Here is a 1,780-nt window from a genome sequence, read left to right as displayed (position 1 = left end):
CGCCCCGCCCCCCGGGGCCCGCCCGCCGGCCGCCGGGGCGGCCGCGAAACGCGCCGGACCATAGTTGCCGGAGCCCGGGCGGGCAAGGCGGGCACGGGGCCTGCCGTTCAGCCGCGCATCGCCAGCAGCAGCAGCAGGAACAGGATGATCGTCAGGAACTGCAGCCCGACGCGCCAGCGCATCAGCATGTTGGACCGCGCGCCGCCGCCCTGCTCGCTGCGGGCCAGGCCGGCCATGCCGGCGAACATCACGCCGAGCGTGGCCAGCATCGAGACCACGACCAGCACCTTGAGGACCGTCACCATGGCCTGAACATGGCAGGTCCCGCCGCCACGGCAAGCCGCCGCGCCTAACGCCGGGGCGCGGTCGCGATGGCGGCGGCCCCGGCCAGCGCGGTCGCGACGCAGAGCAGGAAGCCCGCCGCATAGCCGCCGGTCAGCGCCACCAGCCCGGTGAAGGCCGGGGGAGCCACCAGCATCGTCACCCCGAAGGCGAAGGACAGCGCCGCGGTGGCCGCGCCCACCTGGCCGGGCGGGGCGATGCGCGCCGCCTCGGCCAGCATCACCCCGTTCCAGCCCACCGCGCTGGCGCCCATCACGATCCCGGCCAGCACCACCGCCAGCGCCGGCCAGCCCGGCCCCGCGGCCGCCAGCACCAGCCCCGCCGCCGCCGCCAGCAGGCCGCAGGCCACCAGCACCGCCCGCGCCCCGCCCCGGTCGGCGATCACCGCCCAGCCGATGCGCCCCAGCACGCCCGCGGCCTGGGCCAGCGCCAGGCGCAGCCCGGCCTCGGTCAGCGGCGTCCCCAGGGCGGCGACCTGGTAGGCGACGAAGAAGGTCAGGAAGCAGAACTGCGCCACGCCGTAGCAGCAGGACATCACGGTCAGCCGGCGCAGCACCGCGTCGTGGCGCAGCATGCCGACCGAGCCCGTCGCCTCCCGCGCGATGGCCCTGAGCCCGGCCGCCGCGGCGCGCGGGTCGCGCTCGGCGTCCAGCGCGGCGCGGATCGGCTGCAGCGCCGCCGCCACCAGGAAGGCGGTCAGCGCCATGGCCAGCACGCCGGCGCGCCAGCCCCCCATCACCGCCACCGCGGGGGCCACGGCGGCCACCATCATGGCGCCCGCCGGCACCCCGGCCTGCTTCAGGCTGAACACCAGCGCGCGGCGCCGCGGCGGGGTGCGGGCGGCGATCACGTGGCTGCTCCCCGGCGTCACCGGCCCGTGCCCCATCCCGGCCACGAAGGCCGAGAGCGCCAGCGCCCAGGGCTTGCCGAGCGTGGCCAGCGCGATCCCGCACCCCACCACGACGAGCCCCACCTGCAGCACGCGGATCCCGCCATGCCGGCGCACCAGCGGGCCGGTCAGCGGCGCGGTCACCAGCGCCCCGGCATAGGCGAGGGCGGTGTGCAGCCCGGCAAGGCTGGGCGGCAGGCCGGTCTCGGCGCCGATCGCCGGCGCCAGCACCGGCACCGTCAGGAAGGCGCCCATGCCGGCCAGGTGGACCGCCAGCAGCGCCAACATCAGCGTGATCAGGGAGGGGCCGCCGGCTTGCACGCCCGTGATCCTGTGGCCCCGCGTGCTGCGCCGCAACAGGGCCGCCGCGGCGCGAGGGTTGACCCGGCGGGACGGGCAGGGTTCACCACCGCGCCCATGTCCCTTTCCCGATTGCTCCTCCTGCTGATCTGCCTGGCCGGCGCGCCGGCGCTGGCCCAGGCAGGCGCCGCCCGCGCTGTTGAAGCGCACGGCAAGCCCCCCGCAGGGCGGCCCGATCCGCCTGGCCGG

General features: G+C 77.6%; 2 protein-coding genes. Both read right to left on the bottom strand.

The genetic code is table 11. The features are described from left to right. Positions 1 to 107: 107 nt before the first annotated feature. The gene (locus tag AC1MIR_RS12055; RefSeq protein WP_480028396.1) at positions 108 to 305 is read right to left on the bottom strand and encodes a twin transmembrane helix small protein; all 198 of its coding nucleotides are present in this window, start codon (positions 303 to 305) and stop codon (positions 108 to 110) included. Between the two features lie 44 nt (positions 306 to 349). Beyond that, entirely contained in the window at positions 350 to 1,552 is a 1,203-nt protein-coding gene (locus tag AC1MIR_RS12050; RefSeq protein ID WP_480028395.1) for an MFS transporter, read from the bottom strand. Positions 1,553 to 1,780 lie beyond the last annotated feature (228 nt).

The sequence above is a fragment of the Falsiroseomonas sp. RANM36 genome, from assembly GCF_056682175.1.
This window is presented reverse-complemented; position numbering and strand designations above follow the sequence as displayed.